20 protein-coding genes are annotated in these 26775 nt (G+C 62.0%); all 20 read left to right on the plus strand.

All coding sequences use genetic code 11. The features are described 5' to 3' along the window. Positions 1-74: 74 nt before the first annotated feature. Positions 75-830 carry a 1-acyl-sn-glycerol-3-phosphate acyltransferase gene (locus B7G52_RS18225; RefSeq protein ID WP_096698948.1) on the plus strand — a complete coding sequence of 252 codons (756 nt, stop codon included), beginning with the start codon at positions 75-77 and terminating at the stop codon, positions 828-830. A 41-nt stretch (positions 831-871) separates the two neighbouring features. Further along, the gene (locus B7G52_RS18230) at positions 872-1885 is read left to right on the plus strand and encodes a M48 family metallopeptidase (protein WP_096698949.1); all 1014 of its coding nucleotides are present in this window, start codon (positions 872-874) and stop codon (positions 1883-1885) included. 165 nt (positions 1886-2050) lie between these two features. Continuing rightward, on the plus strand, positions 2051-2491 hold the full coding sequence (locus B7G52_RS18235) for a response regulator (protein WP_096698950.1): 441 nt from the start codon (positions 2051-2053) through the stop codon (positions 2489-2491). A 241-nt stretch (positions 2492-2732) separates the two neighbouring features. Continuing rightward, positions 2733-7418 (plus strand): PAS domain S-box protein, encoded by a 4686-nt coding sequence (locus B7G52_RS18240; RefSeq protein ID WP_096698951.1) that lies wholly within the window; start codon positions 2733-2735, stop codon positions 7416-7418. A gap of 115 nt (positions 7419-7533) precedes the next feature. Further along, entirely contained in the window at positions 7534-8175 is a 642-nt protein-coding gene (locus B7G52_RS18245) for a response regulator (RefSeq protein WP_096698952.1), read from the plus strand. Positions 8176-8472: 297 nt separating this feature from the next. Next, complete coding sequence (locus tag B7G52_RS18250) at positions 8473-9948, plus strand: ATP-binding protein (protein ID WP_240523518.1); 1476 nt, start codon at positions 8473-8475, stop codon at positions 9946-9948. 149 nt (positions 9949-10097) lie between these two features. Beyond that, a complete protein-coding gene (locus B7G52_RS18255; RefSeq protein ID WP_096698953.1) occupies positions 10098-11300 on the plus strand; it encodes an EAL and HDOD domain-containing protein in 1203 nt (400 codons plus the stop codon). A gap of 293 nt (positions 11301-11593) precedes the next feature. Then, complete coding sequence (locus B7G52_RS18260; RefSeq protein WP_096698954.1) at positions 11594-12793, plus strand: EAL and HDOD domain-containing protein; 1200 nt, start codon at positions 11594-11596, stop codon at positions 12791-12793. Positions 12794-13068: 275 nt separating this feature from the next. Then, positions 13069-14265, plus strand: coding sequence for an EAL and HDOD domain-containing protein (locus B7G52_RS18265; protein WP_096698955.1), 1197 nt, complete (start codon positions 13069-13071; stop codon positions 14263-14265). 193 nt (positions 14266-14458) lie between these two features. Continuing rightward, positions 14459-15328, plus strand: coding sequence for a CheR family methyltransferase (locus B7G52_RS18270; RefSeq protein ID WP_096698956.1), 870 nt, complete (start codon positions 14459-14461; stop codon positions 15326-15328). Next, entirely contained in the window at positions 15325-15984 is a 660-nt protein-coding gene (cheD, locus tag B7G52_RS18275) for a chemoreceptor glutamine deamidase CheD (RefSeq protein ID WP_096698957.1), read from the plus strand. The genes B7G52_RS18270 and cheD overlap by 4 nt, the downstream gene beginning before the upstream one ends. Beyond that, on the plus strand, positions 15981-17066 hold the full coding sequence (locus B7G52_RS18280) for a chemotaxis response regulator protein-glutamate methylesterase (RefSeq protein WP_096698958.1): 1086 nt from the start codon (positions 15981-15983) through the stop codon (positions 17064-17066). The genes cheD and B7G52_RS18280 overlap by 4 nt, the downstream gene beginning before the upstream one ends. Before the next feature lie 78 nt (positions 17067-17144). Further along, positions 17145-17543, plus strand: coding sequence for a chemotaxis response regulator CheY (gene cheY / locus B7G52_RS18285; protein WP_096698967.1), 399 nt, complete (start codon positions 17145-17147; stop codon positions 17541-17543). 1 nt (position 17544) lies between these two features. Continuing rightward, positions 17545-18186, plus strand: a complete 642-nt coding sequence (gene cheZ, locus B7G52_RS18290) for a protein phosphatase CheZ (RefSeq protein ID WP_096698959.1) — start codon at positions 17545-17547, stop codon at positions 18184-18186. Between the two features lie 129 nt (positions 18187-18315). After that, positions 18316-19458, plus strand: a complete 1143-nt coding sequence (gene flhB, locus B7G52_RS18295; protein ID WP_096698960.1) for a flagellar biosynthesis protein FlhB — start codon at positions 18316-18318, stop codon at positions 19456-19458. Continuing rightward, complete coding sequence (gene flhA / locus B7G52_RS18300; RefSeq protein WP_096698961.1) at positions 19455-21545, plus strand: flagellar biosynthesis protein FlhA; 2091 nt, start codon at positions 19455-19457, stop codon at positions 21543-21545. Before flhB ends, flhA begins: the two co-directional genes overlap by 4 nt. Continuing rightward, entirely contained in the window at positions 21542-23947 is a 2406-nt protein-coding gene (flhF, locus tag B7G52_RS18305) for a flagellar biosynthesis protein FlhF (protein ID WP_096698962.1), read from the plus strand. The genes flhA and flhF overlap by 4 nt, the downstream gene beginning before the upstream one ends. 10 nt (positions 23948-23957) lie before the next feature. Beyond that, positions 23958-24656 carry a hypothetical protein gene (locus B7G52_RS18310; RefSeq protein WP_205853086.1) on the plus strand — a complete coding sequence of 233 codons (699 nt, stop codon included), beginning with the start codon at positions 23958-23960 and terminating at the stop codon, positions 24654-24656. 55 nt (positions 24657-24711) lie between these two features. Then, positions 24712-25467, plus strand: coding sequence for an RNA polymerase sigma factor FliA (locus B7G52_RS18315; RefSeq protein ID WP_096698968.1), 756 nt, complete (start codon positions 24712-24714; stop codon positions 25465-25467). A gap of 91 nt (positions 25468-25558) precedes the next feature. Then, positions 25559-26775: methyl-accepting chemotaxis protein (locus tag B7G52_RS24500; RefSeq protein WP_141397493.1), on the plus strand; the 1217-nt coding region annotated here is incomplete at its 3' end.

Here is a 26775-nt window from a genome sequence, read left to right on the forward strand (position 1 = left end):
AAAAGTAGCTCCCTGCGTCCTGTTTAAAAGGGATGTGGCCATGTGTTGCTTGAAAATCGACTGAAAAACACACCATGCCCCTGATTCGCTCCGTCCTGCATCTTCTGTGGATGATCGTTACCGTGATTCCCTGGGGGCTGGCTGTCCTGTTTTTTTCGCTGTTCGGCAGCAGCACGCAGATCTACTGGATGTGTGCCGGCTGGCTGCGCCTGGCTGTCAGCGGTGGCACGGTGATCCTCGGCATCCGCAACCGCGTGACCGGCATGGAAAACCTGCCGACCGGCGAGACCAGCGCGGCCGTCCTGCTGCTCAAGCACCAGAGCACCTGGGAGACGTTTTCAATGCCGACATTGATGCCGCACCCGCTGGCCTATGTCTTCAAGAAGGAGCTTTTGTACGTGCCCTTTTTCGGCTGGGCCATGGCGCGCATGGACATGATTCATATCGACCGCAGCCAGCGCACGCAGGCCTTCAACAAGGTGGTCGAGCAGGGCCGCCGGCTGATGCGCCAGGGGGTCTGGGTCATCATGTTTCCCGAGGGGACGCGGATCGAGCGCGGAAAAAAAGGCGTCTACAAGTCCGGTGGCACGCGGCTGGCCATCGAGACGGGCGCGCCGGTGATTCCGGTGGCCGTGACATCGGCCAAGTGCTGGCCGCGCAAGGCCTTCATCAAGAAACCGGGCATCGTCGACATCTCGATCGGCAAGCCCATCAGCAGCGTGGGCCGCAAGCCCGAGGAACTGATGCGTGAGGTCGAGACCTGGATCGAAGCGGAAATGCGCCGGCTCGACCCCGAGGCCTATCCGGAAACCGCCGGCGCCAGCGCGTAGGGCCCGCCCCGGGCAAGCCGTCACAGCGCTAAACTGTTTGCATGCAACGGCTTCTCCAGTTCACGCTTGACCTTTTTGACCTGGAGCCTGCCAGGCCTGCGGCAACTCCTCCTGGAAAGCGTGCCGGACCAAGGTCAAATCAGCCTCCAGCCCATGCCGGTCCTGCGGGTGTCGCTATAAAAATAGTAGCAAATGACGCGCCGGACGCGTTAGCGCCCCAAACCCTGGCGCAAGTGCTGGCGCCGGCCACCTACCGCCACCCTGCGGCCACACGCGAGGCCCTGCTGGAGGGCGCCGTGGTGGCTTACCAGTTCCGGCGCGGCAAGCGGCGCACCATCGGGTTTTCAGTCGGAGCCGAAGGGCTGGTCGTCAGCGCGCCCAAATGGGTGCCGCTGTATGACATCGACAAGGCCGTACAGGAAAAATCCGGCTGGATCGTGCGCAAGCTGCAGGAAACCCGCGCCCGTCATGTCCGGCTCGAGTCGGCGCGCATCGAATGGAAAGACGGGGCTACCCTGCCTTTTCTCGGTGAGCCCGTGACGGTGGTGATTGACCCGCGGCATGCCTTTGGTGCGGTGGGCGGTGAACTCAAGAGCCTCGCTGGGCCCGGGTCTGTACTGCACACCGGCGCCGACGCGCCCGACAGCAGCCTGCCAGGCGAGGTGGGTCTGAGCTTGCACATCGCCTTGGCGCACGATGCGACGCCGGAGCAGATCCGCGACTCCGTGCAGGCCTGGCTGATGCGCCAGGCCAAGCGCCTCTTCACCGAACGCCTCAACCACTTTGCGCCCCACCTGGGTGTGCAGTGGCGAAAGCTGAGCCTGAGCAGCGCCGGAACGCGCTGGGGCAGCGCCAGCGCCGATGGTGCGATCCGGCTGAACTGGCGGCTGATTCACTTCAAGCAGTCGGTGATCGACTATGTGGTGGTGCACGAGCTGAGCCATTTGCGGGTGATGGACCACAGTCCGCGTTTTTGGGACACTGTGCGTACGGTGGTTCCTGACTATGCCGAGCTGCGCAGCCAGTTGAAGGAAGAGGCGGTCCCGAGGTGGTAGCAATGCAAGGGCGGACCAATGCGTCCCTCAGGGCGCTTTGGGAGCATCGAAAAAACGGTCACAAGATGCTGGACAAATATGTAAATTTCTGTAATATATCAAATATATCAAATATATCAAATATGATAAAAACACCAAAGAATGCGATGAACATAAAGGTTTTTTATGCATGACAAACCCATTCTCGTGGTGGAGGACAACCCCGACCACCTGGAGCTCACTGTCCTGACCTTGCAGGAGCAGGGTGCGGACACGGCCATCGTGACCGCGCGCGATGGCGCCGAGGCGCTGGATTACCTGTTTGGCCAGGGCGCCCACGCAGGGCGAGATACACAGAAGCAGCCAGCCTTTGTCCTGCTCGACATGAAGCTGCCCAAGCTGTCTGGCCTGGATGTTTTGCGCAGCCTGCGCAGCAACCCGTTGACGGCGCTGGTTCCGGTGGTCATGCTGACCTCGTCGAGCGAGCAGTCCGACATCATTGCCTGCTACCAGAGCGGCGCCAACGGCTTTGTGCGCAAGCCGGTCGATTTCGGCGACTTCACGGAAAAGCTCAATCGTCTGCAGGACTACTGGCTGCGGGTCAACGAGTCCATCGCCGCCGCTTGACCGCCGCTTGGCCAGCCCTTGCGACCAGGCGGGTCCCGTCGGTGGAACAAGGCGGGAGGGCTGTCGCAGATGACTTACAGTCGGGTGAGTCCATCTGAAAGCGGCCGCTGGCGGCCTGCTTCAGCAACACCGACCGAATGAACACCGACCTGATTCCTTTTCAAGCCCTTCAGCCCCGTCTCATGTGCGCCTGTCCGGGCGCGTCCCGCCCCCGTTGGCCCATGCCGCAGCGGGTCACCGCATGAAAGTGAACGTCAGCCTGCGCACGCGCATTGTCGTGCTGGTGCTGGTGGCGATTGTCCCGCTGTTCGGCCTGTCGATGTTCAAGGCGCTGCATAACGCTGACGCTGAGGTGGAACGCGCCAAGGCCAACCTGCAGTTCGCCGCTTCGCTCGCCGCTGCGAGCCAGGAGCGGGTGGCCGACTCCGCCCGGCAGGTGCTGACCCTGCTTGCTTCGCTGCCGGAAGTGCAGGACGGTAACAACGCCGACTGCGACCACCGTTTTTCAAGCCTGACCCGCCATCTTCCCGAGTACGCCAATCTGGGCGTTCTGGGGCTGGACGGACAAACCCGCTGCCACGCGCTGGGGAGCACCAAGAAAGTCTTTTTGGGTGATCGCACCTATTTCCGCGATGCCATCGCCCAGCGCCGCTTTGTGGTCGGCACCTATGCGATCGGACGGCTGACCGGCACGCCGGTCCTGACATTTGCACTGCCGGTCATGGGGGCTGATGACAAGGTAACCGGGGTGGTGTACGCCTCCTTCGATCTGGCCCGGATGGCCGACACGATTGCGGGCATACAGCTGCCGTCGGGGGCTGCACTGGGCGTTCAGGACCGCGAGGGTGCCCTGCTGGCGGGCAGACCGGCCCTGCCTATCCGCGTGGGCGAAAAGGTTCGCAGCCCTGTCTTGCAGGAAGCAGTCAAGTCCATGAGCACCGGGGTGCGCGAAGGCCCGGATGGCGGGGGCCATGAACGTTTGTGGGCGTTCATGCCGAGCAGTCCGTACACGGAAGCCGCGGTTTTTGTGTCGGTCAGCATGGACCGCGACCTGATCGTCGCGCCTGTCCGGCGCCAGCTGTGGCTGGAGCTGGCGGCGCTTGCGCTGGTGGCGCTTCTTGGCGGGGGACTTGCCTGGTTGATTGCCAGCCGTTCGATTGTGGCGCCGGCCCGCCAGCTTCTTCACGCCACGCGGGAGCTGGAAAAGGGCTTCCTGGACGCGCGTGTACCCATGCGACCGGGTGAGGTCCAGAGTGAATTCTCCAGAATCGCGGCGGGCTTCAACCTGATGGCTGACTCGCTGCAGCATCGCGAAAGGGCTCTGGAAAATGAACTGACGCGAAACCGGCAGGCGTATGCCGCGCTGGAGCTGACCATTAACAGCATGCAGGAAGGCCTGCTGGCGGTGGACGCTGCCGGACGGGTGATCCTGGTCAATCAGACCGCCTCCCAGTTGTTCGGCATTGATGACACCTCCATGGTGCTGGCGCCGCTGTGGCCCCAGCGCCAGGGGCTGTTTGTCCCGGACACGCAGCGCCTGTATGGTTTCGAGGACCTGCCCCTGCACAAGGCCCTGAGCGGCGAGAGGGGCGGCCCCCTGCCCATGCTGGTGCGCAACGAGCGCGAGCCGGTGGGCCGCCTGATCAGCTGCACCTACCGTCCGATGCAGGGCGCGGACGGCATTGTGGGCGCCCTGATGGTGTTTTCAGACATCACCCAGATGCAGGAGTTGCAGCTGGAGCAGATGCGCAGTTACGAGCAGCTCAGCGAGGTCCAGCGCAAGCTGCTCAACGCCCAGCGGCTGGGGCGGATCGGCAACTGGGAACTGAACCTGGTCACCGGCCGGCTCTGGTGGTCCGACGAGGTGTACGAACTCTTCGGGTTGACCCGGGCGGGCTTTGACGGGCGACCGGACACCGTGATTGCGATGATCCATCCGGAAGACCGTGACGGCTACATCCGCGTGCGGGAGGCTGCCATGCAGGAGGGCCAGCGCATGGACGTGGAGTACCGCATCCGCACCGTGGACGGCCAGATCCGCTGGATACACCAGCTCGGGGAGTCCCATGCCGACGGCAGCGGCCAGATCGTGTGGCGTGCCGGCGTGGTTCAGGACATCACGGCCCGCAAGCAGGCGGAACTGGCCGTGGCCCGCCACACGGAGTTGCTGCAGCAGACCGGCGAGATGGCGCGCATCGGGGGGTGGGAGTTCACCGTCGAGACCATGACACCTTACTGGTCCGCAGAGGTGTACCGGATTCTTGACCTCGATCCGTCCGTGCCACTGGGAACGGCGCAGGTACTCGAGTTTCACCCGCCGGACATGCAGCCCCTGGCGCGCGCCGCGCTGGCCGCGGCGCTGGCCCACGGCACGCCCTGGGACATGGAGGTGCCGTTGGTCACGGCGCGGGGACGCCGCATCTGGGTGCGCACGCGGGGACATGCCATGTTGAGGGACGGCAAGGTCGTGCGCCTCATGGGGGTGCTCCAGGACATCACCGACCAGCATGAATCCCAGGCGCAACTCCGGTTGCTGGAGACTGCCATCTCCCGGCTGAACGACATCGTGCTGATCACAGAAGCCGATCCGCTGGATGAGCCGGGGCCGCGCATCGTGTTTGTCAACAACGCGTTCGAGCGGCGCACCGGCTACAGCCGCGAGGAAGCGCTGGGCCGGTCACCACGTTTTCTGCAGGGCCCGCAAACCCAGCGCGCCGAGCTGGATCGCATCGGTTCGGCGTTGCGCAAGGGAGAGTCCGTGCGTGCGGAATTGATCAACTACAAGAAGAGCGGTGAAGCGATCTGGCTGGACCTGGACATGGTGCCCATTGCAGACACGCAGGGGCGGGTGACCCACATCGTCGCCGTCGAGCGCGACATCACCCGGCGCAAACTCGCCGAGCAGGCCATGATCGACAGCGAGCAACGTTATGCGGCCCTGTTCAAGGCTGCGCCGGTACCAATGTGGATCGTCGACGCCGAGACCTCCCGGTTTCTCGCGGTCAACGAGGCTGCGGTCGCGAACTATGGCCACTCCCGCGAAGAGTTTTTGCAGCTGACGCTATTCGACATCCGGTCCGAGGGGGAGCAGGCCCGGTTGAGGCAGCATCTTGCCCTGGGCGTCATCGGCCAGCCTGGCCGCTGGCTGCATCTGCGCAAGGACGGCATTGAGTTTCCCGTGGAGACCGTGGCCCGGGCCATCACCTACATGGGACGCGATGCGCGGTTCGCGGTCGCTCTGGACATCACCGCACAGGTCAGGGCCGAAAAAGAAGTACAGGATTACCTGTTCACGCTGCAGCGTGCCGCCGACGCGACCCACGCGATCACGCGCCACCGCACCGTCGAGGCAACGATGCAGGAAACCGTGGACCAGGTCCGGGCCGTGGTGGGCGCCCACCAGGCCGTGGTAAGCCTGACGGTTTCCGGAGAGCAGGCGCGGACTGTCAACGCCGTGTCGCATTCGGACAAATATGCACACTGCCGCGACCTGGTGCGATTGACTCATGCCTGTGGCCTGGATACGGCCGTCTGCGAGACCAACCGGCCGATGCGCTTGACCCAGTCCGGGCTGGAGGCGGATCCGCGCTGGATCGGTGCTGGCGATGGCACCGGGGCAGGCCTGTCCGGCTGGCTGGCTGTTCCGCTGACCGGCCAGAGTGGCGAGAACATCGGGCTGCTGCAATTGAGCGATAAATACGACGGGGAGTTCACCCTGCAGGACGAGTATGTGGGTGTCGAGCTCGCGCAACTGGCGTCCATCGCCATTGAAAACAGCCAGCTTTTTGAGCAGGTTCAGCAGCTCAACCAGGGGCTGGAGGAAAAAGTCGTGGAAAGGACCGCCGCCCTGGCGCGACAGGAGGCCCTGTTTCGGGCACTGGCCGAACAGGCTCCGCAGATCATCTGGAATGTCGATGACGACGGCAAGGTGACCTACCTGAACCGCAAGTGGTATGAGTTGATGGGTGGGACACCGGCTGACTGGCTCGGATACAAGTGGGTCGCCGTGGTGCACCCCGATGACCTCGCTGACATGTCTGCCAAATGGAAGATGTCCCGCCAGAGCCTGACGGCTTACGTGGGGATGCGGCGACTGCGTGCGGCGGACGGCACTTACCACACCATGTCTTACCGGGCTTCCCCGGTGCTGGACGATCAGGCTAACGTGATGTTCTGGGTCGGCATCGACGCAGACGTGACCGAAATCAAGGACATTGAGTCAGCCCTGCGCCTGTCCAACCAGGAACTAGAAGCCTTTTCCTACTCGGTTTCGCATGATCTGCGTTCACCCTTGAACACGGTGGACGGCTTCAGCCGCCTGTTGGCCAAGCAGCTCAACGCCGGCCGCCCGAACGAAAAAATCCAGCACTACCTGTCGCGTATCCATGCGGGTGTGGCCCAGATGGGGCGGCTGATCGAGGACCTGTTGTCCCTGGCGCAGGTTTCGCGCATGCAGTTGCGCCATGAAACGGTGGATTTGAGCGTGATGGCGCGGGAAATTGCCGATGAATGCCAGGGACGCAACCCGGAGCGCGTGGCCAGCATCACCATCGAAGAGGGCTTGCAGGCCCAGGGCGACGGGCGACTGATCCACGTGGTGATGGAAAACCTGCTCGGCAACGCCTGGAAATTTTCTTCCGGGCGGTCACATACCGATATCCGGGTCGGACGAACGACCGACGCTGCCGGGCTGTCTGTGTTTTTCGTGCAGGACAACGGCGCGGGCTTTGACATGGCCTATGCCGACAAGCTATTCCATACTTTTCAGCGGCTGCATGCGGTGACCGAGTTTCCAGGCACCGGTGTGGGGCTGGCCACCGTCAGCCGGGTGATTGGCCGCCATGGTGGCATGGTCTGGGCTCAGGCTGAACCCGGCAAGGGCGCCACCTTCTTTTTTACCCTGCCCGGCAGCGGGGCCGTTGCGTGAGCAGGGCGCAGGCGCCAATTGTAAAAAGTGTGTATGAATTGATGGTTATTAAATCCAATTGCTTAAATTCATTAAATTGTTTAAATTGCAGATGTAGTATTCAATAGGTGTTTTTATGTCCCGCGAACCCCAAACTTTCGAAAAGACCATCACTGCGAGCGATTTTTCCAGCGATGACTATTGCGGAACCACCTATGCCGCCAAACTGCTGGGTTTGTCGGTAGCTACCGTGCAGTCACTGGTCGAGAAGGGCGAGATTGAGGCTTGGAAAACCCTGGGAGGCCACCGCCGGCTGTCCCTGCGTGCCATCAATGCCTACCTCCAGAAACACAGTCCGCAACGTGCCCAGGTGGACGCAGATCCCCGCAATCGCCTGAGCGTCCTGGTGGTGGAAGACGACGAGGCCACCTGCGAGCTTTACAAGGCCCATTTCGACGGATGGGACATGGCGGTGGATTGCAGCTTCATGCCGTCTGCGCTGGAGGCCTTGATGGACATTGCCAGCATGCGCCCGGACCTCCTGATCACCGACCTGAACATGCCTGGCGTGGACGGCATGGAAATGCTGCGGGCCCTCAAGCGCAACCAGCAGTTGCTGGCCATGCAGATCCTCGTCATCAGCGGCTTGCCCCGCGAATCCATCACGGAAAGAGGCGGCCTGCCACCCAACTCCTACTACCTTGAGAAGCCGATCAATTTCGACTGGCTGCATGGGTACGTCACGGCGCTGCTGGTGGCCAACCGCAAGTGGCGCTAGGACGCCGCCCGGACCTGTCGACACATGAAGGCGTACCCTCGCTCTTCCGTCCCTGGTAAATCCTGGCCAAGGCTGCGTCTGTGGTTGGCGTCTGACCCCGGGCGCGAATCAATCGGTTTCATCGTGTGCAGGTATTCCTGGAACGACGCACCAGGGCAGCATCCCCCCCGCGTTTGAAGAGGCCTGGTCTTGGCCCCGCTGACCCATTTCAAAGCATGGCTGAAGTCGCTGAGGGGAAGCCGACGGGCACTGCTTCCAGGAGCCCAATCCGGGCAGGCGTGCGCCAACGCGGAGGCCTTGCAGGCCGGCCTCGATCTGTCGTCCGACGGCATTGTCTTGCTGGACAACACCGGCCGGGTGGTGGCCTTCAACAGTTGTGCCCAGGTGCTCATGCACTCCGCGCTCGGCAATCTCCGGGGGATTGATTTCTGGGATGCGGTACCGGAAGAAATTGCAGATGAGTACCGCGGCGCCACCGAGCAGGCGCTGCTGGAAACCGGAAGCCACACCTTTGTCGTCTGGCATGCGTTTGAGGAGCAGTGGGTCGAGTACTGCCTGCGCCAGCATGACGACGGCTTGCTGGTAACGCTCAGGGATATCAGCGCCATCCAGCAGGCCTCGCGTTCGCTGCGATACAGCGAGTCCTGCAACCAGACCCTGTTCGACGCCCATCCGCAGGCGATGTGGTTGTTCGATGCCGGCTCACGGCACATTTTGGCTGCCAACAACGCTGCTGCCGTGCTGTATGGCATGGTGCCGGCAGCGCTGAAGGCGCTTTTCGTTGAAGCGCTTTCCCCCGAGGGTGAAGGGGCATCCCTGCTGGACTCGCTGCCGCCGGGTGACTTTCAGCAGGAAATGCGGCTGTGCACCCAGAAGAGGGCAGATGGCGAGCTCATGCTTGTTGAACTGGCCTGCTCCAGCGTGCAATGGACGTTGCGGCCGGCCGTGCTGGTCAGTGTGACTGACGTTGGTGCGCGTCACCTCGCCGATGCCCATCTGTCCAGGCTCAATGAAGAGCTCGAGATGCGCATCGCGCAATGCACCGGCGAACTGCAGCGCAGCCAGGGTGAACTGAAGGCTTTCACGAGCGCGATGCTGCACGACCTGAAGGCGCCGTTGCATGTTATCGATGGTTTTGCCACCACGCTGGCAGAGCGCCATGGCGCAGCGCTTGATGCGCAAGGTCAGCATTACCTCGCGCGCATTCAGGCGAGCAGCCTCCAACTGGCCAGGCTGATCGATGAACTGCGCACCCTGACCTATCTGCCGAGCATGCCCATGGCGCCGCAACGGGTGGACCTGGCCCCCGTGTGCCAGCGCATTGTGGCCGAGTTGCACAAGCGCGAGCCGGCCCGGCGTCTGGTGCTTGAGATGGAGCCTGCGCTGCCGCTTGTCTGTGACAAAGACCAGCTTTGCATTGCGTTGGCCTGTCTGCTCGACAACGCCTGGAAGTTCACCGCCAGGAAAGAGCAGAGCTGGATCAGGGTGGGCCTCATGCCGGGGGAAAACCCGACGGAGATCGTCCTGTCGGTCTCTGACAATGGGGCCGGTTTCGATACGGCCTACACCGACAAACTGTTCACGGCATTCGAGCGCCTGCATTCGTCGGTGGATTTTCCTGGCACCGGCTTGGGCCTGGCGATTGTCAAGCGTGTGGCCCAACTGCACGGCGGTGAGGTCTGGGCTGTTGCTGCTGACAAGGGCGGCGCCAGCTTCTTCATGTCGCTGCCGCAGGAGTCGGACTCTTCCAGCTGGCCTCCGCCAGCAGCCTGATTTTGAATCCGGAAAACAGAGGGATGATTCCAGGCTTTCTTGGATGATCAAGTTCATTTCCCAAGTTTATAGTTTCGGTTGGAAAGCCCGCTGTCTGCGCGATAGATCAAAGACGGGGATAACTTCTTCTCACCACTTGGCGCCAGAGATTGTCACGCGAAAATAGCTTTCTTTTCAGAGTACCGCTGCTGGACGCGAAGCAACACGTCATTGGCTACAGGCTGGCGTGCCAGAGCGACGGGGCCGTGAACGAAACCTCTGGCGGAGCTGGCGCGGATCAGCTGCTGGCCCTTTTGGCCGGGCGCTCCGGCGAGATCAAGTCGGGCCTGTTTTTTATGGAGACGGGTCCCGCGGGGCTGCCTGAGGAAGCAGTGCAAACCCTGTCGCCTCAAGCCACGGTGCTGGTCCTTAAACCGTCCGACCTGATCGCTGACAGCCATCTTGCTCTGGCGGCGTCCTTTCGGGACAAGGGCGGTGTCCTGGCGCTGCGCGATGCTGACCTTGCCTTTCTGAAGGCCAACGAGCAGCTGCTTCCTCACCTGAGCTACATTTTTCTCCCCCATGGCCATCCAGACCTGGGCGAGATAGCCGGTCTGGCCCGACGCAGGCAGCCGGACATGGCCCTGGTTGTGGACAACATTTCAGGCTGGCAGGAGTTTGATGCCTGCACTGGTTCCGGCGTCCACGGCATCTTCCGGAATTTGTGTGCCGCTCGCCGGGCGACGAGCTCGCCGGGGAAACTGGGTCCTCAAGCGCAACAGATTCTGCAACTGATGCACATGGTTCAGGGTGATGCCGACATACGTCACCTGGAAAAAGTGCTCAAGAGCGACGTGGCCCTTTCCTATAAATTGCTGCGGTATATCAACTCTGCGGGGTTTGGCCTGGAGTTTGAAATCGATTCGCCGCGACATGCCGTTGCCATGCTAGGTTATGCGCCCATGTTCCGCTGGCTTTTGCTCCTGCTGGTGAGGACCAATACCGTGGCGTTTTCCCCGGCACTGATGCAGGCCGCCATGGTTCGCGGGCGGTTTGCAGAACTGCTGGGGCAAGGTTTTTTATCCAGGAGAGAGGCGGAAAACCTGTTTGTGGTCGGCATGTTTTCGTTTCTCGATCATTTGCTAGGAATTCCGGTACAGGAAGTACTCAGGCAACTGACCTTGCCCGAAACAGTGACGCAGGCCTTGCTTTCGCGGGAGGGCGTCTACGGGCCGGTTCTGGCACTGGTCGAGGCGAGCGAGCAGGTGGATGGCCGTGCTGCGCATTTTGCCCAAGCCCTGTCCATGACGGCAACCCACGTGAACGAGGCGCATTTGTCGGCGCTTGCCTGGGCGCAGAACATCAAGCTTTAGCCCGCACGGTGAGCACGCGTTCCGGTACCGCTCCGGCCATGCTCCGTCCGGCATCATCGTCGCGGCACCGACGGAGTCCAGCACCCTGCTAGACGGTAAACGCGCCGCCACCGCGGCCGGCTTGCGTTGGCCAAGAGGCCTGCCGTTTTCTTTTCCTAATCGGGAAAATGAAGGGGAATTTTCATTCTTCTCCGGCAATCGACATCGCCTCTCACCGCTTACAGTAAAAAAATGAAAAAGACCGTTATGAAAAAGTGCCGGGTCGTGTTTGTGTCAGCGAGGCTTGGCGTCTGATGGCTGCCGACAGCTACCTTGTTCGAGCCCCCCTGCTTGATCCCAAGCAGAAGGTTATTGGCTACAAGTTCGCATGGCAGAAAACTGGCGAAAGCGACGACATGCCCGGTGAGGCGGAGCTGCGTCACCTATTGACCTTTGTTGCCGAGCATGTGGTCGATGCCAGGCTGGGCCTGCTCTTTCTCGACGCCGTTCCTGCCGTCCTGTCTGCTGCCGCGCTGCAGTCCTTGCCGCCTGCAAGCACGGTGCTGGTGCTAAGCCGTGCCGACCTGGTGGAGGAGGACCATCTGGCGCTCGCAGCGGGGCTGCGCAGACGGGGCTTTGGCCTGGCGTTGCGTGATGCGGACCTCGCCTGCCTGGAGGCAGACGAGACGCTGTTGCCTCTGGTCACCCACGTCGAGCTTGGCGCGAATCATCCGGAATTGGCCGCGATCAACAAGCTCGCCAGGAACAGGAAAATCCCGCTCTCCGTGGTGGTGAACCAGTTCCCCGGATGGCGGGAGTTTGATGCCTGCGCCCTCATGGGGTTGAATGGGATTTTTGGGAATATCTGCCTGACGCCGCGCCCGCCGAACCCGGGAGAAAAGCCAAGCCCCCAAGCCGTGCTGATTCTGCAGCTGATGCAGCTGGTTCAGGACAACGCCGACATTCGTCATCTCGAGAAAATCCTGAATCAGGATGCGACGATTGCCGAAAAATTGCTCCATCACATGAATTCCGCGAGGTTCGGCCTGGACGGCCGCATCGAGTCCATGCGCCAGGCGGTAGCCATGCTGGGTTACAAGCCGTTATTTCGCTGGCTTTCGCTGCTGCTGGCCATCACCAGCAAATCCGGGTTCTCTCCTGCATTGTTGCAGGCCGCCATTATTCGCGGGCGCTTTATCGAGCTGCTTGGTCAAGGGCTGCTTCACAAGAGTGAGGCGGATAACCTGTTTGTCGTCGGCATGTTTTCCCTGCTGGACCAGCTGCTGGGTATTCCTGTCGACGAGGTATTCCGTCTGGTGGTGTTGCCGGAGCCCGTCGCGCTGGCGCTGCGCTCCCGCGAAGGGGTGTACGGGCCGTTTCTTGCGCTGGCAGAGGCGTGTGAGCGAGGCGAGGGGGGGGCGGCGGCGCTGGCCAGTGCGCTGTCCATGGACGCCCAGCGCGTCAATCAGGCACATCTCGCTGCGACGGTCTGGGCGCAGAACATCAAACTCTAGAAGTTTTTCGAAAATAAATTGGCACCGGGTCGCAGGCCGGACCGGTGCAGGGAGACCCCCGCAGTGGGAGCTTGGGCCGGAAAAAAGCAAGGGCGGTTATCCGGATTTCAGAGTAAGCGCAGTTTTTTGAAATCAAAAACAAAGGGATCATTTCTTGTCTTCTTTCAGGAATCAATCCCGCCAGTTGTCCTTACAGTTACTTCAGGAAAGGCCCGCTATCGGCACGCCGACGCAAGGCGGGTTTATCTTTGTCATCCCACCTGGTTAGAAGCTTGATGTTTGAAACCAAATACCTTGTGCGCGCTCCCCTGCTTGATCCCCGGCAAAATGTCCTGGGCTACAAGCTCGGATGGCAGAAAAAGGAAAAAAGCGACGCTCCGTCCAGCGAGGCCGACCTGCGCCAACTGCTGGCCTTTGTCGGCGAACATGCCGCCGACGGGTTGGGTTTGTTGTATATGGATGCCGTTCCTGCGCTACTGTCCACCGAGGCGCTGAAAACCATTTCCCCGGCCACGACGGTGCTGGTTCTCAAGCAAGGCGACCTGCTGGGCGCCCGGCACCTGACTTTTGTCGCGTCGTTGATCGAGCGGGGTTTTGGCGTCGCGCTGCGGGATGCAGAGCTTGGCTGCCTGATCTCGAATCCGGCCTTGCTGTCCATTGTCACGCAGGTGGAGGTCGCGCCCGATCACCCGGATCTGGCTGCAATAAGCCGGCTGTCCCAGCACAGCGACTCGTCGTTTTCCGTGATCGTGAGGCAGTTCCCGGGATGGCGGGAGTTTGACGCCTGCGCGGCACTGGGTTTGACCGGTTTCTTTCCGAATCTTTGTCTTGCGGCTCGCGAGTCGAATCCCCATGGGGAACTGGGACCCCAAACGGCACTGATTCTCAAGCTGATGAAAATGGTTCAGGACAATGCCGATGTACGTGAGCTTGAGAGGGTGCTCAAACACGATGCAACCATTTCATACAAACTGTTCCGCTACATCAACTCCGCTGGTTTCGGCATCGAGGTCGAAATCGAATCGCTTCGGCTGGCGGTGGCCATGCTCGGCTACAGGCCGCTGTTTCGCTGGCTCTCGCTGTTGCTGGCAGCGACCAGCAGCACCGGATTCTCACCGGCGCTGATGCAGGCCGCGATTGTCCGCGGGCGCTTTGCGGAGTTGCTCGGCCGGGGGACGCTCCCGAAAAGCGAGGCTGAAAACCTCTTTTTTGTCGGCATGTTTTCCCTGCTTGACCGTTTGCTGGGAATTCCTATGCAGGAGGTGCTGAGCAGGATACTCCTGCCTGAAGCAGTGGTGCAGGCCCTGCTTGCCCGTGAGGGCGCGTATGGACCGTTTCTTGCGCTGGTGGAGGCCTGCGAGCAGGAGGAAGGGTGCTCGGCCCTTCACGCAGATGCCTTGTTCATGACGGCTGTGGACGTGAACCAGGCGCATGTGTCGGCATTGGCATGGGCGCAGAACATCAAGCTTTAGTTTCAGGCCGTTGCACGTTCGCCGGCCAAGGACCGCCTTCCTGTTGCGGATTGTCCCGGCATACCAAAAAGAGCAGGGTGTTTGGAGTGCTTTTCCGTGTATCGATACAGGCGGGGGCTGGATACATTGAAGCGTATGCCGTTGACACGATGCACAAGGGATCTACCCGGCGCGCGCGATGGCATCAAAGAACATGACTACAAACACGGATTTCGCTACAGCTGCACCGGTCGGACCGGACTTTCTCCTGACTGACCACGATTTCTCGCGAATACGCGAGCTGATCCATCAGCGGGCGGGAATAGCGCTGAGCGTCCAGAAGCGGCAAATGGTCTATAGCCGCCTTGCGCGGCGCTTGCGGGAGCTGCGACTCAAGGAGTTCTCTACCTACCTTGGCTTCCTGGAAGCCAATCCGGACGGTGACGAGTGGCAGCTGTTCACCAATGCGCTGACCACCAATCTCACGGCGTTCTTTCGTGAGGCGCACCACTTCCCGGTGCTGGCAGAGCACGCCAAAAAATGCCCGCAGCCATTGACGGTCTGGTGTTCGGCCGCGTCCACGGGGGAGGAGCCCTATTCGATCGCGATGACGCTGATCGACGCGCTGGGCTCCCGGGCGGGCGCGGCCAGTGTTGTGGCCACCGATATCGACACCCAGGTCCTGGCCAAGGCGGCGACGGGTGTATTCACTGCCGAACAGGTCAGCAAGCTTCCGCCTACCTACCTCAAGCGGTTTTTCCTCAAAGGCACGGGAGCGCATGAAGGCAGGGTCCGCGTGCGGCCGGAGGTGGCAGCGATGGTGAAGTTCGAACGGCTCAACCTGCTCGATCCAAAGTGGGCACTCAAGGATCCGTTTGACGCGATTTTCTGCCGCAATGTCATGATCTATTTTGACAAACCCACCCAGGGAAAAATCCTGCAGCGGTTTGCACCCCTGATGAAACCGCATGGACTTCTGTTTGCCGGACATTCAGAGAACTTTTCATTCGCCAGCCAGACTTTTCGGTTGCGTGGGCAGACGATTTATGAGTTGGTTGGCAGCAGCACCAAGGCGGTGACATGAGTTCGGCGCACATGGAGACGGTCGCCACCCATCACTATTTCGATCGTGAGTTTGGCATCTCAGCGGTGAAGTTGCTCCCCGGTGAGTACTTCGTCACGTCCAGCGACATGGTGCTGACAACCGTGTTGGGGTCGTGCGTGTCCGCCTGCGTGCGTGACAGCACAGCAGGCGTGGGTGGAATGAATCACTTCATGCTGCCGGAGGATGCCGACCCAAGGTCTCGTGGTGCAGCCTCTGCCATGCGTTATGGCGCCTATGCCATGGAAATGCTCCTCAATGAATTGTTCAAGGCTGGCGCAAGGCGTGAGCGGCTGGAGGCCAAGGTCTTCGGCGGCGGAGCGGTCCTGGCCAATATGACCATGCTCAATATAGGCGAGCGCAACGCCGATTTTGTGCTGCGTTATCTCCAGATGGAGCAGGTCCGGATAGCGGCCCAGGATCTGCGGGGAAAGCTGCCACGCCGCATCAACTATTTCCCGGCGACCGGTAAAGTCACCATGCGAAAGCTCAGTCAGCAGGACGACCTTGCGCAGGTCGATCGCGGCGAACAGGCCCTGGCACAGGCCTTGTCAGGACGGCAAGGACGCAGCAAGGTAGACCTCTTCGACAGGGACGCCGTCCGCGACGCCGCCAACAAGAATGCGTGGGCTTTATGAGCGTTCCAAAAATCAGGGTGTTGTGTGTCGACGACTCGGCGCTGATACGCAGTTTGATGACAGAAATCATCAACAGCCAGCCCGACATGGTGGTGGTGGCGACCGCTTCCGACCCTCTGGTTGCCCGCGACCTGGTCAAGCTGCACAACCCCGACGTGATGACGCTGGATGTGGAAATGCCACGCATGGACGGGCTCGAATTTCTCGAAAAACTGATGCGCCTGCGGCCCATGCCCGTGGTGATGGTGTCCTCGCTGACAGAACGTGGCTCGGAAGCCGCGCTGCGTGCGCTGGAGCTGGGGGCCATTGACTTTGTCACCAAGCCACGCCTGGGCATACGCGATGGCTTGTTGTCTTACACCGACCTCATTGCGGGGAAAATCCGCATCGCTGCCACGGCCCGGCTGCTGCCCGCGAAGCGGGTTGCAACACCAGGAGGCATGGCGACCGCGGCGGAAGTGCTGCCGCTGCACAGTCCGCTGCTGAGTACTGAAAAACTCATCATCATTGGTGCATCAACCGGTGGAACCGAAGCGATTCGCGAGGTCCTGCAGCCGCTGCCCCCGGACAGCCCGGGCATCATGATTGCGCAGCACATGCCCGCAGGTTTTACAAATTCCTTCGCGCAACGCCTCAACAGTCTGTGCCGCATCGCTGTGTCGGAAGCCATTCATGGCGAGCGAATTCTGCCCGGTCACGCCTACATCGCGCCGGGCGGCTTTCATCTGTCTCTCACGCGCAGCGGCGCCAATTACGTGGCGCAGGTCCACCAGGAGCCGCCTGTGAACCGGCATCGTCCTTCGGTGGATGTGCTGTTTGATTCGGCGGCAATACACGCCGGCAAGAATGCCATCGGCGTGATTCTGACCGGCATGGGACGTGACGGTGCCGAAGGCCTGCTGCGCATGCGGCAGGCCGGCGCTCATACGCTGGCACAGGACGAGGCCAGTTGTGTGGTTTTTGGCATGCCGCGCGAGGCGATTGCCATCGGCGCAGTGAGTGAGGTCGCCCCGCTGCAGGAAATGAGCCAGCGCGTGATGACCTACCTGAGGTCCCTCGGTGCGCGGAGCAATCGGGTGTAGGCGAAGTGGAAGAGCGCTTGGGTGGCGCCTTGTGAGCCGCCCGTTGATGTGTGTTGGTAGTCAAAATTTGGAGTGAACGTGGTCGACAAAAATATCAAAATTCTGGTCGTGGACGATTTCCCGACCATGCGAAGAATTGTTCGCAACCTGCTCAAGGAGCTGGAGTTCGTCAACGTGGATGAAGCCGAAGATGGCGCTGTTGGCCTGGAAAAAGTCCGCAACGGCAACTACGGTTTTGTCGTCTCGGACTGGAACATGCCAAACATGGACGGCCTGGCGATGTTGCAGGCGATTCGCGCCGATCCCTCGTTCGCCAAGCTGCCGGTGCTGATGGTGACGGCGGAAGCAAAGAAGGAAAACATCATTGCAGCAGCCAAGGCGGGAGCCAACGGGTATGTGGTCAAGCCGTTTACAGCCATCACGCTGGAGGAAAAGATCACCAAGATCTTCGAAAAAATAGAAAAAGAAGGTGCTTGACATGGCTCACGACACAATCTCCCCTGCGGCCGTGGGCGATTCCACCGAACAGCTGGTCAATCGCATCGGGCATCTGACGCGCCAGATGCGCGAGGGCATGCGCGAGCTGGGCCTGGACAAGGGCATTGCCCGGGCGGCCGAGGCCATTCCCAATGCGCGTGACCGCCTGAGCTATGTCGCCCAGATGACCGAACGTGCGGCGGAACGGGCGCTCAACGCAATCGATGTGGCTCAGCCTATCCAGGACAACCTGTCGAAACAGGCCATCACCCTGTCCCAGCGCTGGGACGTGTGGTTTGCCAGCCCGCTGGAGCTGGACGATGCACGTGACCTGGTGAGGGACACGCGCAGCTACCTGGCGGCCGTCCCGCAGCAGACCAGTGCGACCAACGCGCAGCTCATGGAAATCATGATGGCCCAGGACTTCCAGGACCTGACCGGTCAAGTCATCAAGAAAATGATGGACGTGATCAAGGACATGGAGACGCAGCTGCTGCAACTGTTGATTGACAACGCCCCCATTGACAAGCGGCAAGAGGCCGGCCACGGCCTGCTCAACGGCCCCCAGATCAAGCTGGGAAACACCGATGCGGTGGACGACCAAGGCCAGGTCGATGACCTGCTGGCCAGTCTCGGCTTCTAGCCCGCGGCGGTGGCTGATTGCCCAAGGAACAGGCCTATCCCCGGCCTGTTTGCCTGATCGGTTCAGGGGGCTTTCCCCAATAATCTTCGAGATGCGGCGCCTTCCGGCGTCTGTCGCTCCGGAGCATTGATGGCGGAAGAAAGTGATCTCGAAAAAACCGAACCGGCCTCGCCCCGGCGTCTGGAAAAGGCGCGCGAGGAGGGGCAGGTCGCCCGGTCCCGGGAGCTGGTGACCTTTGTCATGCTGACCACGGGCGTTGGCGCCCTTTGGACCCTGGGAGACATGATAGGCGGGCATTTCGACAGCGCCCTGCGCAACGGCCTGCAATTCGAGCGGGCGTCGGCCTTCGATGCGTCACACATGATGGTGCAGGCAGGGACGGCCGTCCTGCACGCGATGCAGGCGCTGATGCCGGTACTTCTCATGATGCTGGTGGCGGCGCTGGTGGCGCCGATGATGCTGGGCGGCTGGCTGCTCTCGGGTAAGTCACTGGCGCCCAATTTCTCCAAGTTGAATCCCGTGGCCGGCATCGGGCGCATGTTTTCGGCCGAGTCACTGGCCGAACTGGTCAAGACCATCGTCAAGTCGCTGCTGGTCGGCGGCGTGGCCTGGTGGGTCATCTCGGGCAAGCTCGATGCCATCATGGCCTTGATGAACGAGCCGGCGCGCGCTGCGCTGCCGCATGCCCTGTATCTGGTGGTAGGCAGCTGTGCCCTGATCATCGCTTCGCTGCTGCTGGTGGCGCTCATCGATGTGCCCTACCAGCTGTGGAGCCATGCCCGCAAGCTGCGCATGTCGCGCGAGGATTTGCGCCAGGAGCAGAAGGAAAGCGACGGTGATCCGCAGGTCAAGGCCCAGATCCGCAGGCAGCAGCAGCAAATGGCCAGGCGCCGCATGATGGCCGAGGTGCCCAAGGCCGACATCGTTGTCACCAACCCCACCCACTTTGCGGTCGCGCTGAAATACCACGACAAGGACATGCGCGCACCGCGCGTGGTTGCCAAAGGTTCCGACCTGGTGGCCCTGCGTATCCGCGCCATGGCGGAAGAACACAAGGTGCCGGTTCTGGAGGCGCCGCCTTTGACCCGGGCCCTGTTCCGTCACACCCAGCTGGGCGATGAAATCCCGGCCGCCCTGTATGCCGCCGTGGCCGAAGTGCTGGCTTGGGCCTACCAGCTGAACCGCGCCGGCACGGATGGCGGCGCGCTGCCCCGCACCCCGCGTGACCTGCCGGTCCCCGAATCACTCGATCCTCTTGGAAGTCCCGCATGACACTGGCGAATTCGTTGTTGCGTCTGCCCAGGCAGATGCTGGCCGGCAACCAGGGCAAGGGGCTGGTCGGCCCCATCCTGATCATCCTGATTCTAAGTATGATGGTGTTGCCGCTGCCGCCGTTTTTGCTGGACCTGCTGTTCACGTTCAATATCGCGCTGTCGATCATGGTGCTGCTGGTCAGCATGTACACCATGAAGGCGCTGGATTTTGCGGCTTTCCCAGCCGTGCTGCTGTTCACCACGCTGCTGCGGCTGTCGCTCAATGTCGCGTCCACCCGCGTGGTGCTGATGGAGGGCCATACGGGTCCGGATGCCGCCGGCAAGGTGATCGAGGCGTTCGGACATTTCCTGGTCGGCGGCAACTTTGCCGTGGGTGTCATGGTCTTCATCATCCTGGTCGTGATCAACTTCATGGTCATCACCAAGGGCGCCGGGCGTATTGCCGAGGTGGGCGCTCGTTTCACGCTCGACGCGATGCCGGGCAAGCAGATGGCGATCGACGCGGACCTCAATGCCGGCCTGATTGGCGAAGACGTGGCGCGCAAGCGCCGTGCCGAAGTGGCACAGGAGGCCGACTTCTACGGTTCGATGGACGGCGCCAGCAAGTTCGTCCGCGGCGACGCCGTTGCCGGCCTTCTCATCCTGGTGATCAACATCATTGGCGGCCTGATTGTCGGCATGGCCCAGCACGGCCTCGGTTTTTCGGAGGCCGCCACGACCTACACCCTGCTGGCCATCGGCGACGGCCTGGTCGCGCAGATTCCGGCCCTGGTCATTTCCACCGCGGCGGGTGTCATCGTCTCACGCGTGACGACTGACGAGGACGTGGGCGGTCAGCTCACCGGCCAGCTGTTTGCCAATCCCCAGGTCCTGTTCCTGACGGCGGGCGTGATTGGCCTGATGGGCTTGATCCCCGGCATGCCGAACCTCGCCTTCCTGATCATTGCGGGCGGCCTGGTCTGGCTCGGCCGGCGGGTCACGCGAGGCGACGGGAAGCGCGCCGATGCCGCGGTGGCGGCGCCTGCGCCGGCGGTGAACGCCGTGGAGTCGCAGGAGGCCACGTGGGACGATGTGGCGCTGGTGGATCCGCTTGGCCTTGAGGTGGGCTACCGCTTGATTTCCCTGGTGGACAAAACCCAGAACGGCGAGTTGCTGGGGCGCATCAAAAGCATACGTAAAAAATTCGCGCAGGACATTGGCTTCCTGGTGCCCGTGGTGCACATCCGCGACAACCTCGAAATCAAGCCGAACGCGTATGTGGTCAAACTCAAGGGCGTACAGATCGGCCAGGGCGAGGCGTTCCCCGGGCAGTGGATGGCCATCAACCCGGGTCAGGTCAGTGCCACCCTTCCAGGAACGCAGACGCGGGACCCGGCCTTCGGCCTGCCGGCGATCTGGATCGACAGCAGCCTGCGCGAGCAGGCCCAGATTTACGGCTATACGGTTGTGGATGCCAGCACGGTTGTCGCGACCCACCTCAATCACCTGATTCACGCGCACGCCGCCGAGCTGCTGGGGCGGCAGGAAGTCCAGCAACTGCTTGATCGCATCGGGAAAGAGTCGCCCATGCTCATTCAGGATCTGGTTCCCAAGACCCTGACCCTCACGACGCTGCAGAAGGTGCTCCAGAACCTGCTCGACGAGAGCGTGCCCATCCGCGACATGCGCACCATTCTTGATGTGCTCGCCGAGCACGCACCGACGGTGACAGACACCACGGAGCTGACGTCGCTGATCCGGCTGGCGCTGGGCCGTGCGATTGTCCAGCAGATTTTCCCGGGCAACGAGGAGCTGCAGGTGATAGGCCTCGACAGCTCGCTGGATCGTGTTTTGCTGCAGGCGCTGACCAACAGCAGTGGTCTTGAGCCGGGCCTGGCTGACAGCCTGCTGAGGGAAACCCAGCTGGCCATGGACCGCCAGTCGCAGTTGGGTCTGGCGCCCGTGCTGGTGGTTCAGCACCCGTTGCGTGTGTTGCTGGCCCGCTTTCTGCGCCGCAGCCTGCCGCAGCTCAAGGTGCTTTCCCACGCTGAGATACCCGACACCCGCACCATCAAGGTGACTGCCACCATTGGAGGAAAAGCATGACTACCCATCTAACACCCGGCACCCAGAACTATCGTTTTACAGCGCCATCCAGCCGTGAGGCGCTGCGCCTGGTCCGCGAGGCACTGGGCCCCGACGCCATAGTCCTGTCCAACCGCGTGACGGCAGACGGCGTTGAGGTGGTGGCGACCATGGACGGCCTCGTCGCGAGGGACGCGGCCCCGGTGGCGCCGCTGCCGGTACCGCTCCCGCCTCCGGCCCTTCCCCTGCAGGCGGTGGCGCCACTGCCGTTGCCGGCTCTGGACGACGGCAACAGCCTGCTGCGGGAAATTCACTCGATGCGCGGGATGATCGAAGAGCAGCTTGCCGGCATGGCCTGGAACGAGCATCAAAGGCGTGACCCGGTGCGTGGGCACTTGCTGCGCACACTGCTGGGCGCAGGCTTCAGTGCACGCCTGGCCAAGGACATTCTGGAAGACCTGCCAACAGGTCTGAGCCATGCCTGCGGCATGGACCATGCCAGGGCGGAGCTGGCACGCCGCCTCCCCGTGCTGGAAGACGAAAACACACTGATGGACGAGGGTGGTGTTTATGCCCTGATGGGCCCGACAGGCGTCGGCAAGACCACCACGACCGCCAAGCTGGCCGCGCGTTGCGTCCTGCATTTCGGTGCAGACAAGCTGGCGCTGGTGACCACCGATAGCTACCGGATTGGCGCCTACGAGCAACTGCGAATTTATGGCCAGATCCTCGGTGTATCGGTGCATGCGGTCAAGGATGCGGCTGACCTGGCGCATGTATTGGCAGGTTTGCGCGACAAACACATGGTGCTGATCGACACCGTGGGCATGAGCCAGCGCGACCGGGCCGTGTCCGACCAGATCGCCATGCTTGGCGGTGCCAGCCGGCCTGTCAAGCGCCTGTTGCTGCTCAATGCCTCCAGCCATGGCGATACGCTCAATGAGGTGGTCGAGGCCTACCGCCATGGCGGCAAGTCGGCGAAGGGGTCCGATCTGGCGGGGTGCATTTTCACCAAGGTGGACGAGGCCACCCACCCCGGTGTGCTGGTGGACATGGCCATTCGCCACCAGTTGCCAGTGCACTACATTTCCAGCGGACAGAAGGTTCCCGAGCACCTGATGCTGGTTGATCGTCTGGCGTTGGTGGACAGTGTGTTCCATGCCAAAAGCCGAAGCGCCTTGTTCGTGCCCGGCGAGGCAGATCTTGACGAGCGGCCAGCGCCTCTGAGCAACGAGGCCGAAGTGGCTGCGGCAGAGGCTGTCAACGAACGCTTGCGCACGCAATGCCAGCAACTGATTCGGGCGCTGACCCACAACGCCCAGGAACTGGCGTCCAATGCCAGCGCGCTTGCCCATGGCCAGATCGGCTTTGAGGAAACCCGCGCGCTCTGGCGCAAGCTTGGCGACGCCAAGCTTGGGGAGCAGGCCATTAGTCAGACATTGCACTCCCAGGCTTTGACCGACATCTATGCCGACTGCAGCGACTATGTCCTGGCCGTGACTGGTGATACCAGCCTCGCAGGCGAGGACGACGCAGACCCCCGGGTGCTCACCAGCACCGTGCTGTTGTCGGATCGCACTGGCCGGCCCTTCGCTGCACCGCAGCAGATTCTGGCTGGTCCGGGGCAGGCTGGCATTTCGCTGCCGGGCGACTGGGCACAAAAATCCGGAAAACCGCTTGTCCATTTGCTGGCCCGCCTCCCTGGCGCCGCGCTGATCGAACAGTGGCGGTCCAGCGGAAATCAATGGGCGGCATCTGCAACCGCCGCCCTTCGCATCCTGGACACAGGAAATGGAACGCCAGGAACACTCGCCAAGCTGGCTGCCGGGCTGACCTTCAGTGCGCCGCAAGCGACGACATATCGCAGAAAACCGGCGTGGGTGTCGGTGGCAGAAGCGCAGGTTGTTGTCCGGCCTCCCGTCGGGGACGATGCGCCGGGCGCGCAGGCAGTGGTTTCCAGTCTGCGCTGCGTGGTGCGGCGCATTGTCGACGTGGACAGCGGCAAACCGCTGGCGCACAGCTACATGCTGGCCAGCAACGGCATCCAGGCGACAGCACTGCAAGTGGCGAAGTGGCCCGGCTGGCGGATCGCGGCCGAGCCGTATTTCAAACTGCTCAAGCAGGGCATCGGGCAGCTCGCGAGTGATGTCCAGCCAGACGACGCGACCATGCGCAAACAATGGCTGATTGCCGGGCAGGTTTCAACCACGGTTTTTCGCCTGCAGTATGTGCAGGACGCCTGGGCTGACGCGGCACGCAAGGTGCTGGCGCGGCTGGCTGGACGATCGGTGCGCCCGGGCCGACCGGTGCCGGGCCCGGTGCTGCTGGAAGGCCTGAGCAAATTCTTTGTGCTGCTCGACGCGCTGGAGTCCGACGGCGCCGATCTCTCGCCCCAGCCCCGCAGGGTGACGGCGCAGGCATGAGGAATCTACCGTGAAGCAAGTGATTGCCGATCAGGCGGATGGCCTGCGGCGCCTGATGGCTGGCAGCAGCGGGCGGCTGGTGGCTGTGGTGGGCAGCGGGCCGGCTGTGGGCGCCACAAGCGTTACGCTGAACCTGGCGGCAGCGCTGATGCAGCAGGGCAAGGATGTGCTGCTGCTCGACGAGCGCAGCGCCTTGGATTCCACCCCGGCCCTGCGCCAGGGACGGCTGGTGTTGGTCGACACCGTGCTTGACAAGGATGGCGCACTTTCACCGCTGGCTGCCCAGGCAGACCATGTTTTCGTGGTGTTGCAGCCCAATGCGGCGTCCATCACGGCGGCTTATGTCTGTATCAAGCGGCTTTGCCACGCGCATGCGTTGCAGCACATGCGCGTGCTGGTCAATCATGCGGCCGGTGCGGCGGAGGCGCAGCGCATTCTGTCGAACCTCGCGCTGACAGGGAACCGCTATCTTGCCGTGGCGCTGGAGCCCGCCGGGTGTGTCAGGGCGGACCCGCGTTTGCCCCAGGCGCAGCGACTGAACCTGACGGTTGTTGAGGCATTTCCGACAAGTCCTGCAGCAATGGATTTTTGCCGGATCGCAGCTGATTTTCTGCATTGGCCCCAGCCGCCACGGGGTGGCCATGCGCCGTGGCTGGCTCGCGCTCCAGTGTTCATGCAGGGCGAAAGTCCCATGCTGGAGGTGCATTGATGCGGCTGCCGAATTCCGAGTTCCACGAGTGTTAAAAATGCAGGAGGGTTCCTCGATGTACACATCCCAGGGAAAAATCGAAAAGTCCGGCCCGTCTGACTTGCTGATGCAGTACGCGCCGCTGGTGCGACGCCTGGCCCTGCAGCTGATTGCCAAGTTGCCGGCCAGCGTCGAGTTGGACGACCTGATCCAGGTGGGCATGATGGGGCTGCTCGATGCCGGCAATCGCTACAAGGACGATCAGGGAGCCAAATTTGAAACCTATGCCAGTCAGCGTATTCGCGGCGCGATGCTCGATGAGCTGCGTGCCAATGACTGGGTGTCGCGTGGTTTGCGGCAGTCCTCCCGCGGTGTTGCCCGGGCGGTCCAGGCCCAGGAACAAAAACTGGGTCGGCCGGCCACTGAAGGCGAAATTGCCCGGGAATTGGAGCTCTCGCTCGACGCCTATCAGCACCTGCTGCAGGAGATCCAGGGTTGCCAGCTGGTCTATTACGACGACTTTGACCAGGGCGATCAGGAGAACAGCTTTCTGGACCGGCAAGCCCTGGGTGCCCAAAGCCTGGCCGACGAACCGCTGACACAGCTGCTCAGAGGCGACTTTCGCCGCCAGTTGATCGAAGCCATCGAACTCATGCCCGAGCGAGAGCGCCTGTTGCTCAGTTTGTATTACGACGAAGAACTGAATCTGCGGGAAATTGGCGCTGTGCTGGAGGTGACACAGTCGCGGGTTTGCCAGCTCCACAGCCAGGCCATCAGCCGCCTGCGCGCCAGTCTGGGCGACTCGCTGGATGCCCTGAAGAACTCCCTTTAAGCAGGCTGCGAGCGGTCTGCGAATAACCCATCAACCATCCCGAGTGCATGTCAAAGAAAGGCCTATAGTGCGCAGCAATTTTCCCGTGACGATGACCGAGTACGAACTTCCGGAGGATGCCACGCTGGTTTCCAGGACGGATCTACAGGGTCGCATTACCTATGCCAACCCTGCGTTTGTGGAGGTTAGCAATTTCACCAAAGAAGAGCTGATTGGAAGCGCGCATAACATCGTGCGCCATCCCGACATGCCGGAAGAAGCGTTTGCAGATCTCTGGACCACGCTGGGCAGGGGACTCTCCTGGACCGGCCTTGTCAAAAACCGGCGCAAAAACGGCGATTTCTACTGGGTGCTTGCCAACGTGACACCGATTCAGGTCGACGGCAGGACACAGGGGTTTATGTCGGTGCGCAGCAAGCCGGAACGGAGCCAGATCCTCGAAGCCGAGCAAATCTACCGACAAATCAGGGAAGGCGCGTCAGCGCATTTGACCATTCGGCAGGGCAGCGTGGTGCGGCGCGGCTGGCGCGATGTCCTCACCTTGGTCAGGCTTGTTTCGATCCGGAAACGGATCGCATGGACCACGGGCATGGGTGCTGCATGGGCGCTGCTTCTGGGGGCATTGGGCTGGTGGCAGGCAAGCGCGCTGGTCAAGACCGCAGGAGAACCCAGCTGGTTGCCGGCGCTGATCGCAGCGGCGTGCGGGCTGGCGGCGCTTGCATTGGCAGGGTTCGGCTATTTCATTGTGCAGACAATCCTGAAACCCCTGGACAAGGCCAGTGGGGTGGCGCATGCCATTGCCGGTGGTGCCTTGCTTCTCAAATTTCCGACGGCGGCCACCGATGAGACCGGGCAGTTGATGCGCGCGCTCAATCAGATGAGCGCCAACCTTGTGGCCGTGGTATCCGATGTGAGTGCCAACGTTGGCTCCATTGCAACGGCCGCTACCGAAATCGCCGCCGGCAACCACGACCTGTCGTCCCGGACCGAAGAGCAGGCCAGCTCCCTGGAAGAGACCGCCGCGTCGATGGAAGAGCTGACCAGCACCGTCAAACAAAACGCCGACAACGCCCGCCAGGCCAACCAGCTGGCGGTGACCGCCTCCAGCGTGGCCGTCAAGGGCGGCAGCGTGGTCGCCGAAGTGGTGGGCACCATGGGGGCCATCAACGCCTCGTCCAGAAAGATCGTCGACATCATCGGCGTGATCGACGGCATCGCCTTCCAGACCAATATTCTTGCTCTGAACGCCGCGGTCGAAGCGGCCCGGGCCGGGGAACAAGGCAGAGGCTTTGCGGTGGTGGCCGCTGA

It is taken from the genome of Polaromonas sp. AER18D-145 (genome assembly GCF_002379095.1).
Lineage (GTDB): Bacteria > Pseudomonadota > Gammaproteobacteria > Burkholderiales > Burkholderiaceae_C > Polaromonas.

Excerpts from the sequence above, each read along its gene's own strand:
- B7G52_RS18225 (WP_096698948.1), top strand. The coding sequence starts at position 75 with ATGCCCCTGATTCGCTCCGTCCTGCATCTTCTGTGGATGATCGTTACC.
- B7G52_RS18230 (WP_096698949.1), top strand. The coding sequence starts at position 872 with ATGCAACGGCTTCTCCAGTTCACGCTTGACCTTTTTGACCTGGAGCCT.
- B7G52_RS18235 (WP_096698950.1), top strand. The coding sequence starts at position 2,051 with ATGCATGACAAACCCATTCTCGTGGTGGAGGACAACCCCGACCACCTG.
- B7G52_RS18240 (WP_096698951.1), top strand. The coding sequence starts at position 2,733 with ATGAAAGTGAACGTCAGCCTGCGCACGCGCATTGTCGTGCTGGTGCTG.
- B7G52_RS18245 (WP_096698952.1), top strand. The coding sequence starts at position 7,534 with ATGTCCCGCGAACCCCAAACTTTCGAAAAGACCATCACTGCGAGCGAT.
- B7G52_RS18260 (WP_096698954.1), top strand. The coding sequence starts at position 11,594 with ATGGCTGCCGACAGCTACCTTGTTCGAGCCCCCCTGCTTGATCCCAAG.
- B7G52_RS18265 (WP_096698955.1), top strand. The coding sequence starts at position 13,069 with ATGTTTGAAACCAAATACCTTGTGCGCGCTCCCCTGCTTGATCCCCGG.
- B7G52_RS18270 (WP_096698956.1), top strand. The coding sequence starts at position 14,459 with ATGACTACAAACACGGATTTCGCTACAGCTGCACCGGTCGGACCGGAC.
- cheD (WP_096698957.1), top strand. The coding sequence starts at position 15,325 with ATGAGTTCGGCGCACATGGAGACGGTCGCCACCCATCACTATTTCGAT.
- B7G52_RS18280 (WP_096698958.1), top strand. The coding sequence starts at position 15,981 with ATGAGCGTTCCAAAAATCAGGGTGTTGTGTGTCGACGACTCGGCGCTG.
- cheZ (WP_096698959.1), top strand. The coding sequence starts at position 17,545 with ATGGCTCACGACACAATCTCCCCTGCGGCCGTGGGCGATTCCACCGAA.
- flhB (WP_096698960.1), top strand. The coding sequence starts at position 18,316 with ATGGCGGAAGAAAGTGATCTCGAAAAAACCGAACCGGCCTCGCCCCGG.
- flhA (WP_096698961.1), top strand. The coding sequence starts at position 19,455 with ATGACACTGGCGAATTCGTTGTTGCGTCTGCCCAGGCAGATGCTGGCC.
- flhF (WP_096698962.1), top strand. The coding sequence starts at position 21,542 with ATGACTACCCATCTAACACCCGGCACCCAGAACTATCGTTTTACAGCG.
- B7G52_RS18315 (WP_096698968.1), top strand. The coding sequence starts at position 24,712 with ATGTACACATCCCAGGGAAAAATCGAAAAGTCCGGCCCGTCTGACTTG.